At 51.3% G+C, this 24838-nt stretch carries 26 protein-coding genes; 10 read left to right on the top strand and 16 right to left on the bottom strand.

Annotated elements, in window-relative coordinates:
- Nucleotides 1-23 precede the first annotated feature (23 nt).
- Together LOK74_RS05195 and LOK74_RS05190 are read right to left on the bottom strand one after the other, a co-directional pair.
- Nucleotides 24-236 (bottom strand): acetyl-CoA carboxylase biotin carboxyl carrier protein subunit, encoded by a 213-nt coding sequence (locus LOK74_RS05195; RefSeq protein WP_230045526.1) that lies wholly within the window; start codon nt 234-236, stop codon nt 24-26.
- Nucleotides 237-268: 32 nt separating this feature from the next.
- Complete coding sequence (locus LOK74_RS05190) at nt 269-1603, bottom strand: acetyl-CoA carboxylase biotin carboxylase subunit (protein ID WP_230045525.1); 1335 nt, start codon at nt 1601-1603, stop codon at nt 269-271.
- A gap of 209 nt (nt 1604-1812) precedes the next feature.
- Between LOK74_RS05190 and LOK74_RS05185 the strand changes: the two genes are divergently transcribed.
- On the top strand, nt 1813-2280 hold the full coding sequence (locus LOK74_RS05185) for an N-acetyltransferase (RefSeq protein ID WP_230045524.1): 468 nt from the start codon (nt 1813-1815) through the stop codon (nt 2278-2280).
- A gap of 35 nt (nt 2281-2315) precedes the next feature.
- Here the strand turns inward: LOK74_RS05185 and LOK74_RS05180 are convergent, their stop codons facing one another.
- From LOK74_RS05180 to LOK74_RS05170, 3 genes are all read right to left on the bottom strand, one after another.
- On the bottom strand, nt 2316-2951 hold the full coding sequence (locus tag LOK74_RS05180) for an RsfA family transcriptional regulator (protein ID WP_230045523.1): 636 nt from the start codon (nt 2949-2951) through the stop codon (nt 2316-2318).
- Between the two features lie 148 nt (nt 2952-3099).
- Complete coding sequence (locus tag LOK74_RS05175) at nt 3100-3858, bottom strand: enoyl-CoA hydratase/isomerase family protein (RefSeq protein ID WP_230045522.1); 759 nt, start codon at nt 3856-3858, stop codon at nt 3100-3102.
- Between the two features lie 118 nt (nt 3859-3976).
- Nucleotides 3977-4354: a Spx/MgsR family RNA polymerase-binding regulatory protein gene (locus tag LOK74_RS05170; RefSeq protein WP_230045521.1), complete on the bottom strand. Its 378-nt coding sequence runs from the start codon at nt 4352-4354 to the stop codon at nt 3977-3979.
- Nucleotides 4355-4561: 207 nt separating this feature from the next.
- Between LOK74_RS05170 and LOK74_RS05165 the strand changes: the two genes are divergently transcribed.
- Entirely contained in the window at nt 4562-5275 is a 714-nt protein-coding gene (locus LOK74_RS05165; RefSeq protein WP_230045520.1) for a helix-turn-helix transcriptional regulator, read from the top strand.
- Nucleotides 5276-5416: 141 nt separating this feature from the next.
- Complete coding sequence (locus LOK74_RS05160) at nt 5417-5689, top strand: DUF2626 domain-containing protein (protein ID WP_230045519.1); 273 nt, start codon at nt 5417-5419, stop codon at nt 5687-5689.
- 58 nt (nt 5690-5747) lie between these two features.
- Here the strand turns inward: LOK74_RS05160 and LOK74_RS05155 are convergent, their stop codons facing one another.
- Nucleotides 5748-6914, bottom strand: a complete 1167-nt coding sequence (locus LOK74_RS05155; protein ID WP_230045518.1) for a class I SAM-dependent methyltransferase — start codon at nt 6912-6914, stop codon at nt 5748-5750.
- A 146-nt stretch (nt 6915-7060) separates the two neighbouring features.
- Here LOK74_RS05155 and LOK74_RS05150 point away from each other — a divergent pair, with 146 nt between their 5' ends.
- A complete protein-coding gene (locus LOK74_RS05150; RefSeq protein ID WP_230045517.1) occupies nt 7061-8167 on the top strand; it encodes a coiled-coil domain-containing protein in 1107 nt (368 codons plus the stop codon).
- 93 nt (nt 8168-8260) lie between these two features.
- Here LOK74_RS05150 and LOK74_RS05145 read toward each other — a convergent pair whose 3' ends face one another.
- Both LOK74_RS05145 and LOK74_RS05140 read right to left on the bottom strand, forming a co-directional pair.
- Nucleotides 8261-9526, bottom strand: a complete 1266-nt coding sequence (locus tag LOK74_RS05145) for a CapA family protein (protein ID WP_230045516.1) — start codon at nt 9524-9526, stop codon at nt 8261-8263.
- A 210-nt stretch (nt 9527-9736) separates the two neighbouring features.
- Nucleotides 9737-10366, bottom strand: coding sequence for an MBL fold metallo-hydrolase (locus LOK74_RS05140; RefSeq protein ID WP_230045515.1), 630 nt, complete (start codon nt 10364-10366; stop codon nt 9737-9739).
- Nucleotides 10367-10458: 92 nt separating this feature from the next.
- On the opposite strand from LOK74_RS05140, the gene LOK74_RS05135 reads away from it, so the two are divergent.
- Nucleotides 10459-10974 carry a hypothetical protein gene (locus LOK74_RS05135; RefSeq protein WP_230045514.1) on the top strand — a complete coding sequence of 172 codons (516 nt, stop codon included), beginning with the start codon at nt 10459-10461 and terminating at the stop codon, nt 10972-10974.
- Nucleotides 10975-11382: 408 nt separating this feature from the next.
- Here LOK74_RS05135 and LOK74_RS05130 read toward each other — a convergent pair whose 3' ends face one another.
- Nucleotides 11383-12717 carry a PhoH family protein gene (locus LOK74_RS05130; RefSeq protein WP_230045513.1) on the bottom strand — a complete coding sequence of 445 codons (1335 nt, stop codon included), beginning with the start codon at nt 12715-12717 and terminating at the stop codon, nt 11383-11385.
- A gap of 254 nt (nt 12718-12971) precedes the next feature.
- On the opposite strand from LOK74_RS05130, the gene LOK74_RS05125 reads away from it, so the two are divergent.
- The 3 genes from LOK74_RS05125 to LOK74_RS05115 all read left to right on the top strand — a co-directional run bounded on the left by LOK74_RS05125 (nt 12972) and on the right by LOK74_RS05115 (nt 16307).
- Complete coding sequence (locus LOK74_RS05125) at nt 12972-13571, top strand: YhcN/YlaJ family sporulation lipoprotein (RefSeq protein WP_230045512.1); 600 nt, start codon at nt 12972-12974, stop codon at nt 13569-13571.
- Nucleotides 13572-13732: 161 nt separating this feature from the next.
- Nucleotides 13733-14773: an aldo/keto reductase gene (locus tag LOK74_RS05120; protein WP_230045511.1), complete on the top strand. Its 1041-nt coding sequence runs from the start codon at nt 13733-13735 to the stop codon at nt 14771-14773.
- Between the two features lie 235 nt (nt 14774-15008).
- Entirely contained in the window at nt 15009-16307 is a 1299-nt protein-coding gene (locus tag LOK74_RS05115) for a helix-turn-helix domain-containing protein (RefSeq protein ID WP_230045510.1), read from the top strand.
- Nucleotides 16308-16341: 34 nt separating this feature from the next.
- On the opposite strand, the gene LOK74_RS05110 is transcribed toward LOK74_RS05115, so the two are convergent.
- Nucleotides 16342-16794 carry a pyridoxamine 5'-phosphate oxidase family protein gene (locus LOK74_RS05110; protein WP_230045509.1) on the bottom strand — a complete coding sequence of 151 codons (453 nt, stop codon included), beginning with the start codon at nt 16792-16794 and terminating at the stop codon, nt 16342-16344.
- A gap of 147 nt (nt 16795-16941) precedes the next feature.
- On the opposite strand from LOK74_RS05110, the gene LOK74_RS05105 reads away from it, so the two are divergent.
- Nucleotides 16942-17280, top strand: a complete 339-nt coding sequence (locus LOK74_RS05105) for a DUF5665 domain-containing protein (RefSeq protein ID WP_230045508.1) — start codon at nt 16942-16944, stop codon at nt 17278-17280.
- A gap of 38 nt (nt 17281-17318) precedes the next feature.
- Here the strand turns inward: LOK74_RS05105 and LOK74_RS05100 are convergent, their stop codons facing one another.
- The 6 genes from LOK74_RS05100 to typA form a co-directional block, all read right to left on the bottom strand.
- Nucleotides 17319-18746 (bottom strand): hypothetical protein, encoded by a 1428-nt coding sequence (locus tag LOK74_RS05100; protein WP_230045507.1) that lies wholly within the window; start codon nt 18744-18746, stop codon nt 17319-17321.
- Between the two features lie 124 nt (nt 18747-18870).
- The gene (locus LOK74_RS05095) at nt 18871-19803 is read right to left on the bottom strand and encodes a branched-chain amino acid transaminase (RefSeq protein ID WP_230045506.1); all 933 of its coding nucleotides are present in this window, start codon (nt 19801-19803) and stop codon (nt 18871-18873) included.
- 78 nt (nt 19804-19881) lie between these two features.
- A complete protein-coding gene (locus LOK74_RS05090; protein WP_230045505.1) occupies nt 19882-20154 on the bottom strand; it encodes a hypothetical protein in 273 nt (90 codons plus the stop codon).
- 39 nt (nt 20155-20193) lie between these two features.
- A complete protein-coding gene (locus LOK74_RS05085) occupies nt 20194-20514 on the bottom strand; it encodes a YlaH-like family protein (RefSeq protein WP_230045504.1) in 321 nt (106 codons plus the stop codon).
- Nucleotides 20515-20531: 17 nt separating this feature from the next.
- Nucleotides 20532-21377 carry a deoxyribonuclease IV gene (locus LOK74_RS05080; RefSeq protein ID WP_230045503.1) on the bottom strand — a complete coding sequence of 282 codons (846 nt, stop codon included), beginning with the start codon at nt 21375-21377 and terminating at the stop codon, nt 20532-20534.
- A gap of 150 nt (nt 21378-21527) precedes the next feature.
- Nucleotides 21528-23369, bottom strand: a complete 1842-nt coding sequence (typA, locus tag LOK74_RS05075; protein ID WP_230045502.1) for a translational GTPase TypA — start codon at nt 23367-23369, stop codon at nt 21528-21530.
- A gap of 149 nt (nt 23370-23518) precedes the next feature.
- Here typA and LOK74_RS05070 point away from each other — a divergent pair, with 149 nt between their 5' ends.
- On the top strand, nt 23519-24838 hold the full coding sequence (locus LOK74_RS05070; protein WP_230045501.1) for a hypothetical protein: 1320 nt from the start codon (nt 23519-23521) through the stop codon (nt 24836-24838).

The following is a 24838-nucleotide window of genomic DNA, read 5'->3' as shown; positions in this document are numbered from 1 at the left end:
CGCTCAGAATCTGGTCACAACGATCATTCCAGAACCAATAAGACATCTCCATCGTTGACAAAGTCTCCTGTGTTCACCTTCACTTCAGCGACTGTGCCGCCTGCTTCCGCCTGAACCGGAACTTCCATTTTCATCGACTCCAGCACGACCACATCCTGTCCGGACTGCACCGAGTCACCTGCCTTGACCAAAACGTTGATTACGGTTCCAGCCATGTTTGCCGTTACTTGTTTCATCGCTACCTACTCTCCTTTACCAGTTCGTTTGGTTACTTTTTCCTGTTCTGCACAAAATGAGTGGTGTACATACCAGCGCGGAAGGAATCATCGTCCAGAATCTCCCGGAGGAATGGCAGGTTAGTCTTGATACCGCCAATATAAAACGCTTTCAAAGCTTCTGACAGACGTTGAATCGCTTCCTCACGTGTCACACCCGAAGCGATCACCTTGGCAATCATCGGGTCGTAAAACGGCGTTACCTGTGTTCCTGCCTCTACTCCGTCGTCGATGCGCACATGCTCTATCTCCGGTACTCGGTACTCTTCTATTTTACCCGGGCAAGGAAGAAATGTCTCCGGATCTTCGGCATAGACGCGCACTTCGATCGCATGCCTATGCGCTTTGATCTCTTCCTGCCGCACGCTGAGCGGTCGGTTGCAGGCAATGTCGAACTGCAGGGCAACCAGATCAAGGCCCGTCATTTCCTCGGTCACGGGGTGCTCCACCTGCAGGCGGGTGTTCATCTCCAGGAAGTAGAAATCCTTCCTCTCATCCATAATGAACTCGACCGTTCCAACACCCGTATACCCTACGGCTCGAGCGGCATCGACAGCTGACTGACAGATCTTCTGTCTCGTCTCTTCATCGAGAAATGGCGATGGACTTTCCTCCAGCACTTTCTGATGCCTCCGCTGAATCGAGCACTCTCGCTCCAGTACGTGCAGGATCTGCCCATGCTGATCGGCTGCGATCTGCACTTCGATGTGATGCGGATTTTGCACGTACTTTTCAAGAAACATCGCATCATTGCCAAAATACGCCTTCGCCCTGCCTTTTGCGGATTGGTATGCCTGACGAAGTTCTTCATCGCTGTGGACGACCTGCATGCCGATCCCGCCCCCGCCAGCCGTGGCCTTGAGCATCACCGGATAGCCGATCTGGCGGGCACGATCCACCGCTTCATCGGCGTCCACCAACATCCCTCCGCTGCCGGGTACAACCGGCACTCCGGCCTGGCGCATGATCTCTCGTGCCGTCAGTTTATCCCCCATCTTGGCAATCACGTCCGGTGCTGGCCCAATAAAGACGAGTCCCGCTTCCTGACATCGTTGGGCAAAAGATGCGTTCTCCGACAGCAGGCCATAACCAGGATGGACGGCATCTGCCCTAACAGAACGAGCTGCTTCCAAAATCGCCTCTACGTTCAGGTAACTCTGGGGGACGGGTGGCGGTCCGATCCATACCGCTTCATCCGCTTCACGCACGTAAGGCATCTGTTTATCAGCTTCCGAGTAGACGGCTACTGTAGCCATCCCCATCGCTTTACAGGTACGAATAATCCGTCTCGCAATTTCGCCTCGATTGGCGATGAGCACTTTTTGCATGGCTACTCTCCCTTCTGTCCTTGATACCACTTATTTTGCCATGCTTTCTGTCAATGTTCTAGCAGGAATTTTCAAAATCCTTGCAGGGAAACGAAATCATTTCCTGTTATGCTTAGGTCGAGTCAAACAAAGTGGAGAATTTGTTACCTGGTTGTGTATAATAGAATGGAGAATTTCTGAGGCACTGCTTGGAAAGGAGCGGCACACATATGTACGAAGTGAAACGTCTGCAGATCAACTACAAGACTCTGGAACAGTTTCAAAAATTCCGTGAATACGGCTTGGAAGAGCTGTCGATGAAGGAAGATTTGGAAGCAAACTTTATCGAAAACGATTCGGAATCCCCTTTTTACGGGATATACGAAGATAACCGTCTAATCGCCAGGATGAGCTTGTACAAGATTGACGGAAAGTATGATCGATATTTTGATCCACCGCAGGATTATTTTGAGCTGTGGAAGTTGGAGGTGCTGCCGGACTACCGCAACAAGGATTACGGTACCGCTCTGGTTAATCATGCCAAGAGCTTCGGGCTGCCGATCAAAACCAACTCCCGCTGCCGGGCTGATGATTTTTGGCTGAAAATGGACTTTAAACCGGTAAAGTACAACCCCATGCGCGATCGCGGGGAAAATCCATACGTTTGGCTCCCGGAAAACGTGGGAATGCAGGAGTAGCGGCAAACAAAAAAAGAGAGGCGGGGTTTCCCCGCCTACTCCACCCGCTCCAGATTTCCGTTTGCGTCCATTTTGAAAACAGGTTTTGCAGCTTCCTCTTCTTGTAAAAAAGCTAGTTTTCGAGCACGCTCCATAATTTGGATAAGAGCTTTGTAATCTTCGTTCACACCGTGGATTTCGCTCAGTTCCTTTTTCAGCTTGCTGTTCTCCTCTTTCAACTCCTTTACTTCCTGGTGTTTGCTGCCGAGTTCCCGTTCCAACTGCTTCATCCTGCGCAGCAGTTCCCGCTGGTTGCTCAGCACACGAATCGCCGTCTCCAACTGCTGTTCTTCATCTAGTTTTCCGGTATCCATGCGTTTGCTTATGTGGCCATCATAATCCTGCAGTGTAAGTTCTTTGGAGAACTCCACGGCTGGCTCCCCCTGGGGCAGCTTGCCTGTCTTTTTCAACTGCTGACGCTGGCTTTTGGCGATCGCGATCGCCTGCTCATATCGTTTGCGCACCGTGCTGTTCCAGCGAAAGCCGCAGGCAGCAGCCGTGCGTCCCAAGCGCTGTCCCACCTCTTCAAACGCGGCCAGTTGTGTACCGCCTTCCCGTATATGACGAAGCGTTACCTCGGCCAATACCAAGTCGTCATCTTCGGTCCATGCATCCTGTCTTGAAGCTACCATATGGAGTCCCTCCCGTCGGCTATTGAGGTTGTTGTACTTCATTCTATGCTTTTGCCTACTCTCGTAGAATCGCTGTCTACTAGAAAAGTATCTCCAAGCACCTCGTGATTTAAACGAGAAGGACTCTATTTTGTCGCGGTAGAACAGGCTAGCTTTTATGCAAAAAACGATTGACGGCGGCGGTGTGCTGTTCGGATCCCCACAATCCCGCACACTGCTCAATCTCCCTCTGGATGCGCTGCGACTGCCTCGCTCCTGAACGCTTCCAGGCCAAGAGCCGCAGGTACGCTTCGATTCCTGTCAGCGGTTGCGCGGCAATCTTGCTGGCAAAGCTGAGCACGTCATCTCGCAGCCTGTCGGGGGAGCTTACAGCGTCGATAAACCCGAGCCGCTCTGCTTCCCTGGCACTGAACCGCTCTCCGGTCAACAGCATCGACAGCGCTTGAGATTCGCCAAGCTTGTCCAACAAGCGACTGCCGCCGCCCCAACCGGTCGTGATGTGCAAACCGATTTGGACGAATCCAACCTTCGCCGTCTCACTGGCGAAGCGAAAATGGCAGGAAATCGCGAATTCACAGCCTCCTCCTACGGCCGTACCGTTGATCATGGCAATGGTCGGCTTGGGATAGCGATCGATTTTTTCCAGCAAATCTGCTGCTTTCTGCAGCAGCGGAAGTACGCTCGTGCGATTGCGGGCAGCCCCAAACTGCTCCAAGTCTCCGCCGGAGATGAACGTGTCGCCTGCCCCCGTAAAGATCACCACTTTTACTGCGGGATCGTCGTGAAAAACATCCAGTACCTCACCCAACTGCTCGATCATCTGCAGATTGATCGCGTTGCGAACCTCTGGCCGATTGAGCGTGACAATGGCCACACCCTCTGTCACTTCCGTTACAATCGCGTCCATCTTCTCCACCCTTCCCCGTACCACAATGTGAAACGTATGAAATGCCTCTACTGTGGTTTATCGTACCGTTTTTGGGTTGAACAAGAAAGAGGGAGACGCCCAAAAGCGTCTCCCGTGGTTAGGCCAGCAGTTCTTTCATCGCTGTCTGGTTGTACCCGATAATCAAGTTTTCTCCATTGGTCAGAATCGGACGTTTCAGCAGGCGCGGCTCCTCACTTAACAACTCCAGCAGTTCAGAAACCGTCAACTCGTTTATGTCGATCTCCAACTGCTTAAACCGTTGACTGCGCGTCGACAAGATTTCATCCATTCCATTGTTCGTCTTCTTCACGATATCCAGAAGCTCTTCCACAGAAGGCGGGTTTCTGAACAAGTGTCGTTCTTCGTACTCTACTCCATTTGCATTTAGCCACGCCTTCGCCTTACGACAGGATGTACAGCTCGGGTATGTGAAAAAGGTCAACTTTTGTGTTTGCACAGCGGTCGCTGTCGCCATCTTCATTCCCTCCACACCGGTAAGTTGGTTTCCTTACTCCCTTACTTTTTTCAAGTAAATTATAGATCTCATATTAACACTATGTCAATAGTATTAAATATAATATCTTTATTGAGAATAACTTTCATGTAACTGTAGATTCCGCTTAACAAAGGCCAGAAAATCAGCTAAACTAAAAAACGAAATGCATGTCGAAAGGGGGACCACATGGATACTGGAGCCCACAAACTGACAACTGCGCTGGCCGACCCCACACGTTTTTCGATATACCAGTATGTTGCCAATCAGAAAAAACAGGTTACTGTTCAGGAAATCGCAAACCGTTTTTCCATACACCCCAATGTTGCACGACTTCATCTGTGCAAGCTGGAAGATGTCAACTTGCTGCAATCTGCCTCCGACAAAAGCGGAAAGGGAGGGCGTCCAAGCCGCTTGTACTCGCTTTCCGACCAGGTTGTTAGCCTGCAGTTCCCCCCACGCGATTATCAGTTGATCGCCGACATCGCAGTGGAGAGTCTGCTTTCATTTGGGGAAGCAGGAGAAAAAGCCCTTGTTCGGATGGGGCACCGCATCGGAGTAGAAGCGGCCAAAAGGGCATTGCAGGAGAGCGGCTCAGCCCTGGAGCAATTGACCACCGAAGAGATGATCGAAAGTATACAGCGGTTGATCGTAGCCCAGGGACTTAATCCGGAGATCGAACTGCTGGGCAAAGAAAACATTCGCTTTCGCGTGTACAACTGTACGTTTTCGGAAATCGCCAAACGATATCCGAACAGCATCTGCAAAATGCATAACGCGTTGCTGGCGGGAATATTCGAGGTGTACTTTGGAGAAATTGAGTTACAGGAGCAAGAGTCGATGCAGGATGGCTGCCGCTGCTGCAGTTACACCGTCATTCGGCTCGATCGAGGTGGTTCCTGACGACAATGTCAAATCCCCTTTTTCGCCCGGGTTTGCACAGCGTCATAAAACCGCCATACCTAACCCGTTTACACGTCGGGTTGTGTCCATTATAATTGGAAAAGGAAAACAGGCTCGATCAGCTTCAAAGGGGGGATACGAATGGATCGCATGTATCGCGTGCTTGGCTTCTGGACCCTGATGATCGCCATCATGGCCTACTGGGGTTCCCTGATGAATATGGCTCTGTTGTTCTTCGGGCTCACCGCCATCTTTGTGGCGCTGAGTTACATGGGGCTGTCCGAGAAGACGTACATTCAGCTCTTCTTTGGTTTTATGTTTATTTCTTTCGTCGGCTTCACATACTACACGTTCTTCCTGATGCCGGCTCCCGGCTCTGCTGAACACTCGCTTGTATTTCAAACGCTTCTGTAAAGAAAAAAGATGCTCCGCTTGACACGGGCATCTTTTTTTATTTTTAGCAGGTTTCTTTTCACGAATTCGGTTCGAAGGGCAGCGAACCCCGTTGTGCAAGAAAACGAAGGGGAATCGACTCCGATAAATCCTTTCGCTGCACCAGCACACGAAAGACTCCCCCCATTCCTCCCGGTGATACCAACTGCTGAATAGCCCTGTTCCGGCGCATCGCCGGACTTGTAAACGGATCACGGTCCATATGGTCCATCAGCTTCTCCAATATCCCGCTCCCCAACAAGAACTGCTCTTGACTGGTCAGCGTGACTGGCAAAAGACCTGCCGCTTCCCCCCATCTGATCAGATCGGAGTAGTTCACGTGTGCAGTAATGTCCTGCTCTCCGACATGGATCAGGGGATTGTCATGAGCCCGATGCCGATAGTAACACATAACGGTTCCGTCCCGTCGGCTCGGGTGATACAATCCCTCGTCGGTGTCCCCATAATCAATGGTGATCACGTACCCCTTCACCAACATCCGCGAGAGGGCCTCCACTACCTCACGCGCCAGCGGATTCGCCTCTATCCGGGCACCGTTTGGCAGATCCGGCTGCTTTTCCGACAGGTACACCTCAGCCATAGAGGTTAGCTCCGGTAGGTATCGCTCCACAAAACGGCCGCCAATCGGATCCCAGGCAACCCCCACCTCCCGCCAACCGTGCTGCTGCTTGTCCAGCAAGTGTACAGGTAATGCGTCAAACCACTCATTAGAGAGGATCACTCCTGTTACCGCCTCGTGTTTGGCTGCCGCTTCAACGGATGGATACCACCGCTTTTCACCGTCAAACGAGGCGAGCGCGCTACGCTGCAAATCTCGATGGTACTCCGATGTCTCTATCAGCACGACCTGCAGCAGCTCAAACCATTGGGGTGCTTTCTGCCTGATCTCCTCCAGCATGGCTGCCAGCAAGCTGCCTGGCCCTGCACCAGCTTCCACCAGCACAGGACGCTCGAACGAGCAATGGTCCAGCATGTCAACAACTGCGTCAGCGACGGTCTCGGCAAATACCGGATGAACCGACGGGCTGGTGTAAAAATCCCCTTGCTTGCCTACTTTTGGCTTATCGGTCATATAATAGCCGTAACCAGGATGATACAGTGCCAACTCCATGAAGCGGACGAACGGGATCACCCCGCCTGCATCCGCGATTTCGTCGCGTATGATTGCTTGCAATTCTTGCCCCATTGTTCCCGTCTCCTGTCCTAATCGTATCATCCGCCCTGGAAATTTTGGGCCACAAACAGTAAAACTACCGCTATAATGAAACTGTAGCAAATGGTTGGCGGTTCTGTCACGCTTCCATACTAAAAAGAACAGTTTAGGTGAACCTTATGCGTAGATGGCTGTACTTCATCGGGATCACCCTCTTGTTGGTGATCCAGTTTATCCCTGCCTCGGCAGAAAAAGATCTGCCGCTGGAGCAGTTGATTCTGCAACAACACTTTACCCAAAAAGAGTTAGAGCGCAACCTGGCGTTGCTGAAACAGGAAGAAAAAGATTTGTTGTCGGAGATGGCCCAGCTTGAGCTGGAATTGAATCGACAGGCACTCGTGATCGATGCGATGAAACGGCATGCAGGAGATGTGGCGCGAGCCTATTACACCGGTGAGCGGGCATCCCTGCTGGTGCTGTTGCTGGAGGCGCGCAATTTTAATAACTTCTTGATGGCCGCAGAATTCTTGCAATTACTATTCGAACGGGATATGGAAAAATTAGAAACATTTCAGCAAGCACGAGCCAAAGCAGAAGCGCTCCGTTCCGAGACGCGCGACCGACTACAGCAAGTGAAGCGAATCCGTCAGCACTATGAAGAGCGATTGAAAGAAATGATTGCGATCAAGATGGAAAAAGAAAAAAATTTAGAGCAGGTGGACGACCCAACATCGGTTCAGGCTCTAATGGATCACCTTGTGGCTGATTGGCGTGAACGGGGACTCCCCACCTTCCGCAAGTTTTTCGGTGTCTTGGCTGGTGTGATGGGACAGATTCCAGAGTTGGCCACTCCCGACCATATTCAGTCAAATGGCTTATTCTCCCATACATTAACCATTGGAGAGAAAGAATTTAACAAGTTTCTCATTTCCAAGAATGAGCTGTTTGAGCAATCGTACTTTCAGTTTGCCGATGATCAACTGATCGTCGAGGGCTCCTACGACCAGATCAACCTGCGAATTGTGGGAGAGTACGAGTTGGTCTCACCCACAGAGTTGAAGTTCCATATCAACCAACTGATGTTTGACGGCTTCGAACTGCCGGAGTCGACCGTTGACGAACTGGAACAGGAGTACGATCTCGGCTTTTATCCCAGCCTGATCAATCCCAATATACGGGTGGAGAGCTTGTCGTTAGGCGATCAACAGTTGAAATTGAACCTGTCACTTGATCTGCCGTTTCAACTGGGCGGCAACAACCCTTCCTCCCCTCCATCCTCTTCGTAAGCAAAAGCCCGGAACCATCCGCAGGTTCCGGGCCTTCTACTGTTGGCAGCATTGATCTGTTTGCTTGTTCACCAAGCTCTCTCTGAAAGCTGCTCAACCGGGTTTCTTTTCCGAAAGATACTGAGTAGTGTGAATCGTGATCTCTTTGTACAGTCGTTCCATCTTTTTGTATACTTCCGTACTAATCTGCGGATCCTGCCCGGAAGCTGGATCAAGTGTCTCCGCCAGCGGATAGATCACATACTGGCGCTTTCCTTTGCTCCGATTGTAGTGGACATAGGTCGGGATCAACGATGCCTCCTCCAGTACCGCCGGCTCATCTCCCCGCTTCAGCAAAGTGACGGACAAGATGCCGCCGACATCTTTGTAATCGCCACGTTGCGCAGAGATAAAGTTGCCAAGCGAATAGATGACCAGCCCTTTTCTCGTCCTGCCCGCTTCGTCAGTCAATGTTCGCCATTCGTACGGCTGCAGGACATGTGGATGGTGTCCCAGGATGAGATCGGCACCGTAGCTGAAACACTGATCGACTAACGTCCGTTGCGCCTGGTTGGGGAGACGCTGGTATTCTGCCCCAAAGTGGAGCGACACCGCCACCAAATCTACCCCCATTGCCCGCGCCGTGGCGATATCCTGTTGAATCGTTTCAGGTTGGATCAGATTGACCAGATACGGTTTTCCTTTGGGCAATGGAATGCCGTTGGTCCCGTACGTGTAGGCGATTAATCCCAGACGTATCCCGTTCTTCTCCAGTATGAGCGGAAGATTGCGTTCCTCCGGGGTGCGAAATGTGCCAGTATGGGCAAGACCCGACTGATCGAGGTGTTGGAGGGTGCGCAGCACTCCTGCTTCCCGGCGGTCAAGCGAATGATTGTTGGCCGTGGTCAGAGCGGTAAAGCCCGCTGCTTTCAGCGCAGAGGCCAGCGATTCCGGCGAGTTGAACTGTGGATATCCAGTGAAGCGGAGATCTTTCCCTGCCAGCGTCGTTTCCAGATTGCCTACCACCAAGTCGGCTGATTGCAGGATTGGCTTGACTCGGGCAAAAAAAGGGTCAAACTGGTACGTCTGACTGGTTGGATCCCAAGCAGCTTCCAACTGTGCCTGATGCACCATGATATCCCCTACGGCCATTAGCGTTACCCGCTGTTCAGGCGGTGGTGCTTCTTGCGGAAGCGACTCGTCCCCGGCAGATGTGTTCTCTGCTGCCGTGTCGGTCTCAGGGGCAGTCGAAACGGCAAGCGGTACAGCATCTGCTGCTGCAGGCGCATCATCGGGATGAACATAGGTGGGCAGTGAGCAGCCAGCCATGACCACTCCTGCCAAGAGAATGATGAGTAAACAAACAAGTACTTTTTTCACAGCAATAATACTCCTTTATGAACAGTCAAATGAGTTGCTCCTTTCTACATCATACGACATATTTCCTTCTTTTCCTATGTCAGCTTTTGCACGGAACCCAGGAGGCAAAAAGGCTTTCCATATAAACAAACAACCTTAGTCCAACAGAATGTGGGCCTAAGGTTGCTCAAGGATGAGAGATGATTGGTCAATGGGTCAGCCGGATCACACTCAACGGAGCAGTCCGGTGACAAAAGGATTGTACATCTTCTCCGCTTCAATGGTCGTCTTGGGACCGTGACCTGGATAGATGATCGTGTCGTCATCCAATTCAAACAGCTTGTCTTGAATGCTGATCATCAGCGTCTCAAAGTTTCCACCTGGCAGATCGGTGCGACCGATCGACTGGGCAAACAACACATCGCCGCCAAAGCAGTGCTGCCCGATTACAAATGAACAGCTTCCTGGAGAGTGGCCAGGAGTATGCAGAACCCGGATCTGTAATCCTGCAATTGACAACAGCTGATGATCCGCCAGCTCGTGTTCTGCAGGCTCACAGATGATCGGATCCAGACCAAAATACCCGGAACCGTTCAGGTTGGGATCGGTCAGCCACGACTGTTCTTGTGGGTGAATATAGACGGGTGCCTTTGTCCGATTGCGCAGTTCGTTTAAACCACCGATGTGATCAAGATGGGCATGTGTCAGTAAAATGGCCGATACATGTTCGTCGCTGACCGCTTCCAGCAGCGGTTGGGGGTCCATGCCGGGATCAATCACGATCGATTCTCCTGTCTGTTCGTTTGTCAGCAAATAGGCGTTGGTCTGAAAAGATCCCAAGCTGAAGGCACGTATCTTCATCAAATTCAGCTCCTTTCCTTGTTTGTCAAAGGATGCTTGCGGTAAAATAATACCATTCCTTTTATGGTACCAGAGTTTTAGGGGGTGAAACAATGTTGAAGCGTATGTACGGTGTGGAGGTGGATGTCTCAGGTGGAAAATTACCCGGATTTTACGCACAAATCGTGCACAAAATTGGAGATTCGGTGCAGGTGTTTGATCGAGACCAACAGTTGTTCATCGTTCAATCAGAAGAAGAGCGGCAAAAACTGTTCAACATCCTGCAGGATCGACAGATGGCTGGAGAATTATTTGATTTGTGGCTGCTTCCTGACAGTGAAGCGGAAATCGATGATTACGGCTTCGTCAGCCTTTCCGGGCGCGCTTATCTCTACGACACACTTGTTGCTTTTTTCCGCTTCCTGCCTCAGGTCGGTACCGCTGAAGATCGGTGGGCCGCTCTGCAACAAATGGAAGAGCACCTCATCACACCCGTCAAGGCGGAAAGCGGAGAGGTGGTCTATATAGTCGACCGTGCCCAGACCGATTTGATCGAGGGAATTGCCCGTGCGTTCCAAGTAAAACTGGAGTGGCTGACCGATTTCCCTTCCCTTCATTCCGAACCTTAGGTAACAACTCAAACCATGAACAGCCTCTCTATATAAAACCACTGCCTTACCATCCCCGCAATGGCCATGCAGGAGAAGCCATACCACCGGAAAAGGCCGTCTCCGTTACCGGAGACGACCCGTTGTTATCGAGCCCGTTGGTCTGGGGAATTACCGATGCTGCTCTTTGGCGATCTACCTCCTAACCGAGTTAGATGCTTAAAGAGATCCGGTTCCCATGCTGATCTGTCAGCGAGTGATCAATGGTATCCACGGCTATCGCCTCCTACGAGTTAGGTCGGGCTGCCATCGGGACGTTCGACTCACTACCTCGCCTATGGCTTGTTCGTGAATCAGTGTTTGATCACCGGGCTCGATGTGCTTAGTATGAACGGACTGCCTAGGTTTATGCACCGCTGCTGGTCAGCGTCACAACAGGTCTGCGGCCAGTTGTGCCAGCACACTTCGCTCCCCTTTTTCCAGCTTGATATGGCCAGCCAGCTTCTCGTTCTTGAACAATTCCACTACATAGGTTAACCCGTTGTTGCTCTGATCGAGATAAGGGTGATCGATCTGGTCCGGATCGCCCATCAGGACGATCTTCGAGCCCTCCCCTACACGTGTCAGGATCGTTTTTACTTCATGCTTGGTCAAATTTTGCGCCTCATCTACGATGATAAACTGGTCGGGCAGGGAACGACCACGGATATAGGTGAGAGCTTCTACCTGAATACTGCCCATACCGGCCAAAATCTTGTCGAGATCACCTGCTTTTTTTGTATTAAACAAATATTCCAGATTGTCATAGATGGGCTGCATCCACGGGCGTAATTTCTCTTCTTTTTCCCCCGGCAGAAAACCGATATCTTTTCCTAGCGGAACGATTGGCCTGGCCACAAGCAGCTTCTTGTAGATCTGCAGATCTTCAATCTGCAAAAGGCCAGCTGCCAAGGCTAACAAGGTCTTGCCCGTGCCCGCTTTGCCGGTCATCGTAACAAGAGGTATGTCTTCGCGCAGCAGCAGTTCCAAGGCCATCCGCTGCTGGGCATTTCGTGCTTTGATCCCCCAGACCAGATCGTCATCTATCACCAACATCTCTAACATGTCGGCCTCTGCATCCATTTTTCCGATTGCCGAAACAGATGGGTTCAGCTCATCTTTTAAAATGATAAATTGATGGGGAAAGAACGAACGTTGCGGATAAAGTTGTCTCATCATCAATTTGCGGCCAGCGTAGTACGATTGGATCACTTCGGAGGCAACGGACAGTTTCTCGTACCCGGGATAAATGCCTGAATCCTCTCTCACTACCCGGTCTGACAGAAAATCTTCCGCTTTCAATCCCAGGGCCTCTGCCTTGATGCGCATCAAGGCATCCTTGCTGACCAAGATCACCGGTCTTTGTAAGGGAGACTGGATTTCTTCATCCTGGAGGTTGAGGGCAACAGCCAGGATTCGGTTATCATTGGTCATCTCGTGAAACTGTTTCTGCAACCGGCTGATCGATGAGTGGTTCAGTTCGACCCGAATCACTCCACCAGTTTTTAGCACGACTCCCTGATGAAGCTGCCCCAATTCGCGGAAACTGTCCAACAATCGCGCAACATGCCTGGCGTTACGTCCAATCTCATCCATGTAGCGCTTTTTTGAATCGATCTCTTCCAAAACAACCGCCGGAATCACAATTTCGTTGTCGCGAAACGTAAATAAAGCCAGCGGATCCTGCAAAAGTACGTTGGTATCCAGCACGTAGATCTTCTTCAAAGTTTCGCCTCCTATTCACCCATCTTAATATAGTTTATGCAGAGGCAGCAGCGTTGACTGGTCTGCCTTTGGGTGATGGCATTGAAAGTGTATGAAGCCATCGGAAGAGATAGAAGGATCTGTTTTGGAATGAAATCTGGCATAGAGGCAAACAATACGACTACTATACTTTTTACTTTTCCAGTACCCGTTTTATGATCGGCCGAAACAAAGAACGACGGCCATGTTGATTAACCAGAAAGGATGGGTTATACGTGAAGCGGATTGCAGTGGTCATCAGTTTAAGTCTACTCCTCACGGCTTGCAATACCGAAAACAATCCACCAGCGAACGAGGCGGCCCCTCAGCCAAATCAAGAAGCACCGCAGACACAGCGAGTCAAGCAGACTGCTCCTTCACCCAAGCACGATCAATCTCCACAGGCAAAAGCGGATCGTCTGGTGCAGTTGGCCAGCAAAGTGCGCAACGTAAAGGATGCAACGGCAGTTGTCATCGGCCGCTGGGCAGTAGTCGGGATCGATGTAAACGCACACTTGGATCGTCCGGAAGTAGGCGTAGTCAAATACTCGGTAGCTGAAGCACTGAAGGAAGACCCACAGGGTGCGACCGCAGTCGTCACAGCTGATCCAGATATTGTGCAGCGGCTGCAGGAAATGGCCACCGATATTCGACAAGGTCGTCCCGTGGCGGGATTCGCTGAAGAACTGGCCGATATTGTCGGCCGCATCATGCCACAAGCCCCGCGTAATGTAGAGCGTCGGGAACGCCCCGATACACGGGAGAACGAACAGCGGATCAATCAGGACACCAATGCCAAACCTGAAGGAAACAAAAAAATCCCCGTAAACCGCTAGTCCTGCTACAAGACCTTTTGCCCCAAGAGCACAAAGGTCTTTTCTTTTTGCCCCTCCGTCACAAAGCTGTAAGAAACACTTTTGTTTCCGATTTTTCTCTCCGTTCAGAACGTGTTAAGATAAGGACGAGGTTACCAAAACAATCGAAGGAGAGAGTCGGGATGAAGTACAGAACCCTCGCAGGAACCGATTTGAACGTGTCAGAGATTGGCTTCGGCGTATGGTCGGTTGCGACAAAATGGTGGGGCGTCACTGATGTGGAAGTCGGGAAGCGTCTGCTACGTTCGGCCTATGAAGAGTACGGCATTACCTTTTTCGATACCGCCGACGTATACGGGAATGGACTGGGTGAGACGATACTGGCCGATACGCTGAAAGACATCCGCGACAAAGTGGTGATTGCTACCAAGTTTGGTTACGACATATACAATCTTCCCGGTGAGCGCAAGGGCCACTCCGAGCTGCCGCAGAACTGGAGCAAGGAACACATTCGCTATGCATGCGAACAGAGCCTCAAGCGTCTGGGCACCGATTACATCGATTTTTATCAACTGCACAACCCGCGAATGGAGGCAGTGCTCAGCGACGAAATATGCGACGTGCTGGAACAGCTCAAGACAGAAGGAAAAATCCGCTACTACGGTGCTGCCATGGGGCCTGATATCGGCTGGCGGGACGAGTCGATCGCGGCATTAAAACGCCCGGGCTATGCTGCCATTCAAATCATTAACAATATTGTCGAACAGGATCCCGCTCGTGACTTGTTTCCGGTAGCGGAAGCGGAACAGCGCAGTCTCATCGTTCGTGTCCCGCACGCATCTGGACTGTTGGACGGCAGCTATGATCCTGACAAGCATTTTGACAAGAGCGACCACCGCAGCCATCGTCCGGTAGAATGGATGCAAGCAGGAGTGGATGTGGTGAGAGAGATGAAAGCGAAAGGGCTGTTCGACGGGGAGGGACGCACAATCGGGCAACTGGCTATTCAGTTCTCTTTGTATCGTCCCAGTGTCGCCACCGTACTGCCTAACTTCACCAATGACCACAACTTGCGGGAATTTGCACTCGCATCCGACGTGACCCCGCTGACAAATGAAGAGTTTTCCACACTGGAAGAACTGTGGGTGAATGGATACAACGAGCGTCTGAAGCAGCCCATGTCCGATACCAAGACAAAGCCGACCCCCGTTCTTCACCAATAAGCAAGCCCCCTTCAAGACCAGCTCTGTGCTGGTCTTCTTTTATTCCTTCTTTTCGTTTCCCACTTGCCAACCATTCCTTATTTCCGTCTCTCTTTGGCAGGAAATCATACAGGCTAATCGAACTATTACCTATATCATTGACAAATCGGTCCAAAAGTCCCAAGGTTCCGACAAGAATAGATGGAAGCAGCAGGCAGATGGATAGAAACAGAAATAGAAACAAAGGGTGGAACGCATGTTGGTGGGAAAGCGATTGCGGGAACAGCGAAAACGTTTGCGGATGACACAGGAGGAATTGGCAGCCGGCATTTGCAACCGGAGTTACGTTAGCCAGATAGAAAAAGGACAAGTGATCCCCTCACCTGAAATCCTTGATCAACTGGCAAAACGCCTGGGCATCAACTTGCAGGAATTGTGGAACGAATCGCCCAATCCTACATTTACGCAAATTGAGATCAAAAACGCACTTCGCCACATCCAGAATCGGATCGAGGAACAGGATTGGGAGAGCGTCAAAAAATGGCTGCAGAAACTGGACGGCGCCCCTCTCGCCCCTATGGACGAAGGGATTTACTGCTGGGCCCGTGGGCGGCTGGCGCAAGCCGCAACATCTCTTCGGGAAGCAGAGTCGCTTTACGAAAGAAGTGTTCAACTGGTGCGGGAGTTTGACGACCCATTTCCGTTGATCCGTGCGCTGTTGTCCCTCGGTTCCTGCTGCTTGCAAGCCGCACAGCCGGAAAAGGCATGCCCATGCTTGCGGGAGGCGTACCACTTGATCACTCTCCATCAGGTGAACGGCCTGCTGCGGATCGAAATCCTGTACTATACGGGTGTGATGCACAGCCAATTAAGAGAGTGGTACTCGGCTGCTGAGCAGTTTAAACAGGCGATACAGTTGAACCAGTTGTACAACACCTATTACCGCAGTGGCGAGCTCAGCTTAGAACTAGGAAGATGCTATCTGCATTTGAGGTATGATCGCGATGCGGAAGAAGAACTGAAACGATCACTAGCAGCCTTTTCCCTCTTACCGACCCATAAGCGGCTGCCCGAGTCTCACTATATGTTGGGCTGGCTCTATAGAAAACAGAACCGGTACCGACTCGCTGAGAAGCATTTGTCTAAAGCAACCGACTTGAACCGCCCGGCAAAAGAGGCTGTTTTCGAGAGTGCCTCACTGGAACTGGCCAAGTTGTATGTTGAGACGGATCGCGTTGAACAGGCGACCGAACTGTGCCACAGAATGCTTCGGTCTTCCAGTAAGCGAGTTCGGATTGAAGCGGAACTGCTGCTGGCCAACGCTACCAACGACCCTTTGCGTGCTGAAGCAGTGGCCTATTCTCTAAAAAAGAGCCTCACAGAATCGCCATCTCCTGAACAGCGACATCTCCACTTGCGCGCCTTCCAAACAACAGGAACCATATATGCACGTCTTGAACAATATCGCCCGGCTGTGACCTGGTTTACAACGTCTTTTGAAGAATGGTCGGAAGAAATAAAAAAATCGGGGCCGCTCCCCGATTCAATGATCTGAACATTTCTGCGAGCCTGCACACATCACGTTCTTCTCATCCCCGCAGTGCTGTCATGACCTGGTGATCCAACTTTGCAGCCGCTTGCTTGTCGTACGTCTTTTCGTACTGTGGATCGACTGAAATCCGTGATCCGTAGAACATGACATCACGAACGGACTCTATCGCAACTTCGATCTTGCACAACTTCAGGGGAACCGTCTCCATCCGCTCCTCAGCAATGATTGCCTTTCCACTGATCGCATAGGACGAGCCGGCTCCAATCAACGTCAGAACCACTCTCGGCTCCTTGCGTATATTGGCAACAATTCGTGATCGGCTGTCTACGGCAAAGCAAATACGTGCTGCCGAGGGGGCATACACCCAGGAAATCGCGTTGGTTGACGGCGCTCCCGACTCGTGGTCAACCGTACCGAGCAAGATGAACCGCTCCTGTTGGAGGAGGTTGTATAACTCATCCGACAGTGACTGGGCCACTGTTTCAGCCATGCCAATTCCTCCCTTAAGAAATCATCGTACGTCTATTGTACCGTCGGCCAACCAAATAGGCAAACACGTCTTCCTGATTCAGGTGGTTGGCTGCCGCCCATTTTGCATATAACAGTAGGGAGGTTAATCAGAAAGCGAGGGTGGCCAATGTCGCGAAGTTCAACGCCGACCGAAGAGTTGATTGATAAGGTTGACCAACTGCTGAAACATCTGGAAGAAGTCCGCGGCTTAAACAAAAGGCTGGACAAGATCGCCATCTTTTTGCAGGAAATCCAACTCGTCGATGTGCTGCAAAACTATACGACCCCCCGCAGACTGCTGTTCACCAACTTCTTGGCAGGTCTTGCGAGGGGTCTCGGATTAACGATTGGTACTGCTATCATCCTGGGCGTGTTTGGCTGGTTTCTCAAGCCGTTTCTGTCCGTGCCGATTATTGGTGAATACGTGAGGCAGTTGATTGATTATGTCAACGCCTATCGCCAATAACGTTCGCCGAACTGTTACTTGTCACCGCTCTTATCTTCCTACTTCAGTTCAATGGCAAGGCCGCCTTCTGACTTCACTTGCCATTTCCCATTCTTTTTCTCGGCTTTCTTTTTCGATTTTCCATTTACCTCCACTTTCACTTCGCTTTTTCCTTCAACCTTGCCTTTCCCTTTACCGGGAATCAGCTTGCCCGGCCCAGGCGGGTTGAGCGGTTCACCATGAGGGACGTATTTCTCGGCGACGAGTGTGGTTCCGCTGTAGAGTTGGAGATGAACCGCTTTTGCGCTGAACGAGCGATTGCGGTAGGAAAGATCCGCTTTAAACGTCCCATCTTCGGTCAGCGTGATCTGATGGCGCTGACCGTCTGGAGCGGTCGCATACAGCTCCAACTCTCCCTCCAGATCACCCAGCTCTTCCTCTTCTGACTCTGTGATACTCCCTTCTACATGAACTTGCTTGTAGCGGGGGGTAATCGAAGCGCTAGCCTCAATCTCAAACTGGCCTTCCAGTTGATCATCGTCGTCGCCATCCGGCTGGTTGACTGTGAGCAAGGCAACTGTCTGCGCATCGATTTTATCGCCGTCTTTATATGCTTCGACAGTAGCCTCATCGATGTCTCCATCCTCATCGGCTTCAAAAGCGGCAGAGAAAGATGCCACGCCTTCCCAGACGCTGTTCAGCGTCGCCTCTTTTTCCTTATCCCCGTAACGCACGTATACCTGATCGGCCTCAGCTGAGACGATACCCTTTACTTTTACTTCTTGTTTGGTCTGGTCATACAGCCCCATGGTGTAGATGATGGTATCTTCTTCAACCTGGTCATCATTGTTTACCTTGAGCTTCTCTGTCTCGACCAGCTGGTCATATACGTATGCCTGCAACGTGACGTACTCATCGTCTTCGCTGTCCGAAGCTGGGAAGCTTACGCTAAATTGCTGATCTTCAAAATTTACGATCTCAATCTTGTCACCGGACGGTTTGGTGATTACAACTTTGTTTACATCAGCGGCCACTTTCCCTTTTATGTAGACATTGTCATCTTTGATTTCCTGCTCCAGTTTGATGAAGCCTTCTTCTTCATCAAATCGAACTTCCACATAGATGTCTCCGTCGTACTCAGCGAGAAGTTCTTCCCAGTTGTCCTCGTACTCCTCCATAAACGTCGTCAGCTTCATCTCGAAGTTGATCTCATCAATGATCAGATACAGATCGTCTGCATGAGTGCTGAGCAGCAAATTGAACAGTGCTTCATTCTCCAGCAGATCCTTTAACTCGTAACGAGTATAACCGTCGCCATCGGCCCCCAGTACGATTTTGTGCTCTTGATCCACTTTCACATCCGCTGCGTCTTTCGCCTTGCTCCCCTTATCCGCATTTGCCCATACAGGGGTGATACCACCGGCGATCGTCGCAACTGCCAGGACGGCCACAACCGGTTTATTCCATGACTTCTTTAACTGTTTCATTACCTGAACACTCCCTTCTTGCTTGTAACGGCCGTTCAACCCTCAAGACGGGACCTGATGACGGAAGGTTGCAAAAACAAAAAAATAGGCCACTTTTCCTAGATGGAAAAGCAACCTGTCGTTTTTAGCGATTCTCTGGATATACCGGAGTCAGCCAATGCTGGTAAGCTGGATTATACCCGCGTACCGCATCAAAATATAGTTTTTGCAGGGTTAGCGTCTTGTCACCTGGGCGGCCGTCACCGACCGGACGGTGATCTACTTTGGTCACGGGAGCTACTTGGACGCCCGTTCCACACAAAAACAGTTCATCAGCCACATAGAGCTCCGTCCGATCAATCGGACGAATTTCTACTTGGAAACCAGCATCCTGAGCGATATCAAGCAGTAAGGCGCGGGTGATCCCCTCCAGGATCGCATCAGACACAGGGGAAGTGATCAGCTTTCCGCCGCGAATCATAAACAGGTTGGCCGCCGTGCCCTCGGCCACATGTCCGTCAGGGGTGAGCATGACCCCGTCGTCAAATCCACTGTCCATCAAATCGTCGACAGCGAGTGCCGTATTGATGTAGCTTCCAGTCGCCTTGGCTCGTGTCGGGATCGCATTATCGTCTAGTCTGCGCCATGGAGAAACCCCAATATGAAGCCCTTTGTTCACATCAAGATACTCGCCGAGAGGAACGGTGAAGATGGCCAGTTCGTCGCGCATTCCGCTCAGCTTCACCTTAATCAGCGGATCCGCTTTATAAGCCAATGGTCTGATGTACACATCTTCCTGATAGCCTGTCTGACGCAAAATTTGCAGGGTAACGTTCATCATCTGATCAATGTTCTGATCGAGGTGAATCTTGAGAATCCGGCAGGACTGCAGCATTCGCTCGTAGTGCTCTGGCCCTTTCAGCACATAGAGCTGATTGTGCTCTTGATTCCAGTACGCGCGAATTCCCTCGAACACACCCGTTCCATAGTTGAGAGCATGAGTCATGATGCTCACTTTTGCCTCTTCGATCGGTACGATCTTGCCCTCAAAATAGGCGTATGACGTGCGATCCGACAAGCTCCTCATCCTTTCTGTATTTAGGTAAATGGTGCCGGGCAGAATTTCAGGACCCGATGGCTGATACAACCCGAACGCCTATAGGTTGTACTTTGGCTCGTTTTGAATCGACTCCAGCAATTGTTCGACTGCCTCAATAGGAAACATCTGCATGTTTGATTTGCCGTTTGCACGGTAGCGGATCGTATACATCGTATCGTCTTTTCTGTAGTCCAATTGCTCCACTTGATGATCCTCCGTCAGGATCTCCTGGAAGAAGCGAACGGTCTCATCAGCCGAACGATCATCCGGTCGCGCGTCAGCAACCACTTTGATCTGCAGCCAGTTAAACAACGCATCAGCCAGTTTCATCGCGCCACTTCCCTTCTTAATACAGAAGTACGGTGCAGACTACTTTTGAGCATTCGGTTTTATCCGCAGGCGGATGATGACCAAGATAATCACCGCTGCAAGCAGCGCACCTTTTACCGGCAAGGTTGTATCGAGGAAGGTAAAGACAATCGCTCCCACAGCCAACAGGACGTAAAGCAGCAGCGTTTTCAGAATCGGCATGCGAAAGCGGGTGGCAAAACCAAGGTAGTACACCAGTACTAGATAAACAAAAATAACCCAGAAACGATAGTCATCTGCCCACATTCGAAATCGATCATATGCTGAGAGCAGGTCAGGGTTGGGAGGCTGATAGGTGGAGGCCAGTTCAAACCATTCCATGACGCATCCCCCTTGAATCAGGAGAGCTGTCCGGCCTGCCGCAGTTGGTGCAGGTAGACAATCTCTTCGGCGTATTCCTGTTCATCGTCAACCGGCGTCTCCAACACTACCGGCAGGTGCTCGAAAGAATCTGCCGTGAGGAACTTGGCCAATGCTTCACTGCCGATCTCGCCTTTGCCGATCTTCTCGTGACGATCCTTTTGGCTGGCGAACGGAGCCTTGCTGTCGTTGAAGTGGATCGCAACGAGATGTTCCAGATAACCGCTTGATTTCATCTGCTCTACCAACTGTTCAAACGTCTCCAAACTCCATTGACCCGCTGCAAAGGAGTGGCAGGTGTCAAAGCAAAAGCCTATCTTCTCCGGATAGCGAGTGGCTCCGCGAATCTCCATTAACGAAGGGATCGTCAGACCAAGCTCAGATCCTTGACCAGCCGTGTTTTCCAATAGCAACTTCACCGGTCCATCGTATTGCTCTAGAATCAAGTCCAGTGTCTCCACCATCCGCCGGGTACCATACTCTTCTCCCTCGCCGACGTGTTTGCCGCAATGCACTACAGCGCCTACCGCTCCATATGCTTCTGCAATGTTCAGATCTTCCAGGATCGACCGTATCGTTACTTCCTGCAGATCCGGCTTTGGTGTAGAGAGATTGGTGATATAAGGGGTGTGACATACTAATGTTATCTCGTGTTCCTGCATCACTGCTACGCCTTTTGCAGCATCTTCCCGGTCTAGTTTTTTCGGTTTTAATCCGCGCGGGTTTTTGGTAAACACTTGAAACGATTCCGCCCCCAGCTCTACTGCACGTCGGGCAGCGTGCTCCAGACCCTTGCCCACACTGATATGACATCCTATTTTCACAATTTCACCTCTATGTAGATAATTCGTTGCAAGCATAACCAGTACATGTTACTCATACTGTACCAATTGCCATACAGGCTGTCAAAAGGAAAAGCCGCTTTTGGTCCTACGGACAAAAGCGGCTGCCAACACTCTTTGCCGTCCAACTATTTACGATTGAGGCTGCGCCTCCCACCGTTTCTGTTTGGCATAGCGCTCCCGCTCTGACTTGCTCAGATACTTTTTGCGCAGTCGGATTGACTGTGGTGTAACCTCGCACAACTCGTCGTCATTCAGGTATTCCAGAGCCTCTTCCAGCGTGAGCAAGCGCGGCGTCTTCATTTTTACCGTCTCTTCCTTGGTTGCCGAGCGGACATTGGTAGCATGCTTCTCTTTGCAGACGTTTACGGTCAGATCGTTGTCACGGTTATGTTCGCCCACAATCATGCCTTCGTACACTTCTGTTCCCGGATTGATAAACATGACGCCCCGGTCCTCGACAGACATCAGACCATACGTGGTAGCTGTACCGCTTTCACTGGAGATGAGTACGCCCGCATGTCGTCCGCCGACTTCTCCTGGCACCAGCGGCCGGTAGCTGTCAAAGGAATGGTTCATGATTCCGTAACCACGCGTGATCGTCAGAAACTCTGTACGATAGCCGATCAGCCCGCGCGAGGGAATCAGGAACTCGAGACGAACCTGTCCGTATCCGTTGTTAATCATGTTGACCATTTCTGCCTTCCGCATCCCGAGGGTCTCCATCACGGAGCCGGTGTACTCCTCCGGCACGTCGATAATCAGCCGTTCAGTCGGCTCCATTTTCTGTCCGTCTATCTCGCGAATGATTACTTCCGGCTTGGAGACAGCCAGTTCATAGCCTTCCCGGCGCATGTTCTCAACGAGGATGGACAGGTGGAGTTCGCCGCGTCCGGAGACAATAAACGCATCGGCCGAATCCGTCTCCTCTACCCGGAGGGATACATCCGTCTCCAACTCGCTTAACAGTCGATCGCGCAGTTTGCGGGATGTGACGTGTTTGCCTTCCCGTCCGGCGAAGGGACTGTTGTTGACAAGGAAGGTCATTTGCAGCGTAGGCTCATCGATTTTTAACAGCGGCAAAGGATTAGGGTGTTCAGTGTCGCAGACGGTTTCTCCGACATTGATCTCCTCCAGCCCGGCAACCGCTACAATGTCCCCTGCACGTGCCGCCTTCCACTCTACGCGCTGTAAGCCGGAGAATCCGAATAGCTTCTGTATGCGCATCCGTTTGACAGAACCATCTCGCTTCACCACAGCCACCTGATCGTTCACCTGCATCGTACCGCGATAAATGCGGCCGATCCCGATGCGGCCAAGGAAATCATTGTAATCAAGCATCGTCACCTGCATCTGAAGCGGAGCATCCTCGTCCGCGTCCGGTGCCGGAATGGTCGAGATAATCGTCTCGAACAGCGGACGAAGGTCGCTCTGCAGTTGATCCGGCTCCATCCCTGCAATCCCCTGGAGGCCCGATGCGTAGACGATCGGAAACTCAAGTTGCTCTTCAGAGGCATCAAGGTCGATGAACAAATCATATACTTCATTAATCACTTCTTGTGGACGAGCATTGTCCCGGTCGATTTTATTGACCACGACAATGGGAGTCACATCAGCTTCCAGCGCCTTTTTCAGAACAAAACGGGTTTGCGGCATACAACCTTCAAAGGCATCAACGATCAACAGCACGCCATCGACCATCCGCATGATCCGCTCTACTTCTCCACCAAAATCGGCGTGGCCGGGCGTATCAAGAATGTTGATCGTGTACTCTTCGTACTTGACGGAAGTAGTCTTGGCCAGGATCGTAATGCCGCGTTCCCGCTCCAGATCGTTCGAGTCCATCATCCGTTCTTCCACATGCTGGTTGCTGCGAAATGTGCCCGATTGAATCAGCAACTTGTCGACCAGGGTTGTTTTTCCATGATCGACGTGAGCAATAATGGCAATATTGCGTATATCTTGACGTTTCATTTTGTCCTCCTCTGTTTGTGCATACCTTCCATGATAACAGGTAGTTCCCCGCACGACAACGTCATACATGTAAAATCTCGCTGCTACTTCCTTCCGCCACCATAAAAAGGGCGGTGAGGAGGGCCTGATCGGATTTGAGAGGTGGAATCATGAGCCTGATAGTGGACCCAACCGCAAAACAACTGATTGATGCTGTCCTGCAGTTGGCTGACACATTTGGTGTTTTCGCATCTGTGTACACAACAGTCCGTGATTCCCGGATTGTTTGTTGGAAGAAAAGCGGATTTGACTATCGAAAGTCGGCATTAGAGCGGTATATCTCAGTAATCGTATTGACTCCATCCGGCGAAGTAGGACGAATGTGCACCGATGATTGGTCGCTGACCGCGGTTGAACGTGCCTTTCACCTGGCTAAAGATACAGCCGTACAGAATCCCGCTCTGTTGGAGCAGTTGGAGCGGCTGGGCAAGCTGGAAGAGCGTTCTCTCCCCCTACTTGCGGATGAAGAGAAGCAGGACAAGCTGCCGCCCAACTTTTTCCGAGAAGTGGAACAGCACCATCGACAATGTCAGAACTTGCTCGCTCCCCAACCTGTCACCACGATCTGTACGGTTAACTGCGATCAGTTTGCGGCAGGTCGCAGCGACGGCACTTATCACCAGGTATCGGTCTGGCGGGCTGATTTCCTCAACGAGTGGCAGGACCAGAAGAGCCAAACGCTCCAAAAGCTGCGTTCCAGTACATCTGCTCCGTCAGCACGGCTGCTTAACGCCGAACAACTGGCTGCACCCTCCGTCAGCAAGTTGCGCCGTCTGGTTTCGCGTGCGGCTATCCCCGAAGCCGATCCGGTTCGCGTCACAACAGAGCCAAGCACAATGATTCTCGATGCAGAAGCAACGACCGCAATCTTGTTTGCAGCGTTTCTGACAGGGACATTGAATGATCCGCCGCCAACTGCTGCATCCGTAACGATAGAACCAAACGAGGGGATTCCAGGGTACTATCCGCTGCATCCGTACGGATATCTGCTAACACCTGAGGTCATCTGTTCGCCAAAAAAACACGACCGCCCCTATGTCCAGGCACTGCACCAAAATATCCAATTGTTCGCTTCTCACTTAACCTTTCGTCTACCTTCCTTGGGGAGTGACGAAAATGAACATGATCCTGCCGAGATTTGTGCACAACTCAGCGCCCGCGGTCTTATCAATGAACTGCAGGTACTGCGCGGCGTTGCTCGTTTCCACTGGGATCCGGACTCTGATCTGTTTGTGCTGCTTCCTGCATCCTCCTATCGTTGGCAGCAAGGACGGTTGATCCCGCGACCTCCGTCTTGGCTATACTGTTCGTTTTCCGGCTGGTTGTCCGGCTGCCTGGGGGGAGTCGGGCCGGTCATGCTGGAATGGCCGGATTATCGCTTGCACTGGACAGTCTCCGCGCAGCAGTATACGCTGCTGCAAATCGACTGA

It is taken from the genome of Brevibacillus humidisoli, from assembly GCF_020923435.1.
Taxonomy (GTDB): domain Bacteria; phylum Bacillota; class Bacilli; order Brevibacillales; family Brevibacillaceae; genus Brevibacillus_E; species Brevibacillus_E humidisoli.
Note: the sequence above shows the minus strand (reverse complement) of the source record. Positions and strands in the feature narration are given on the sequence as shown.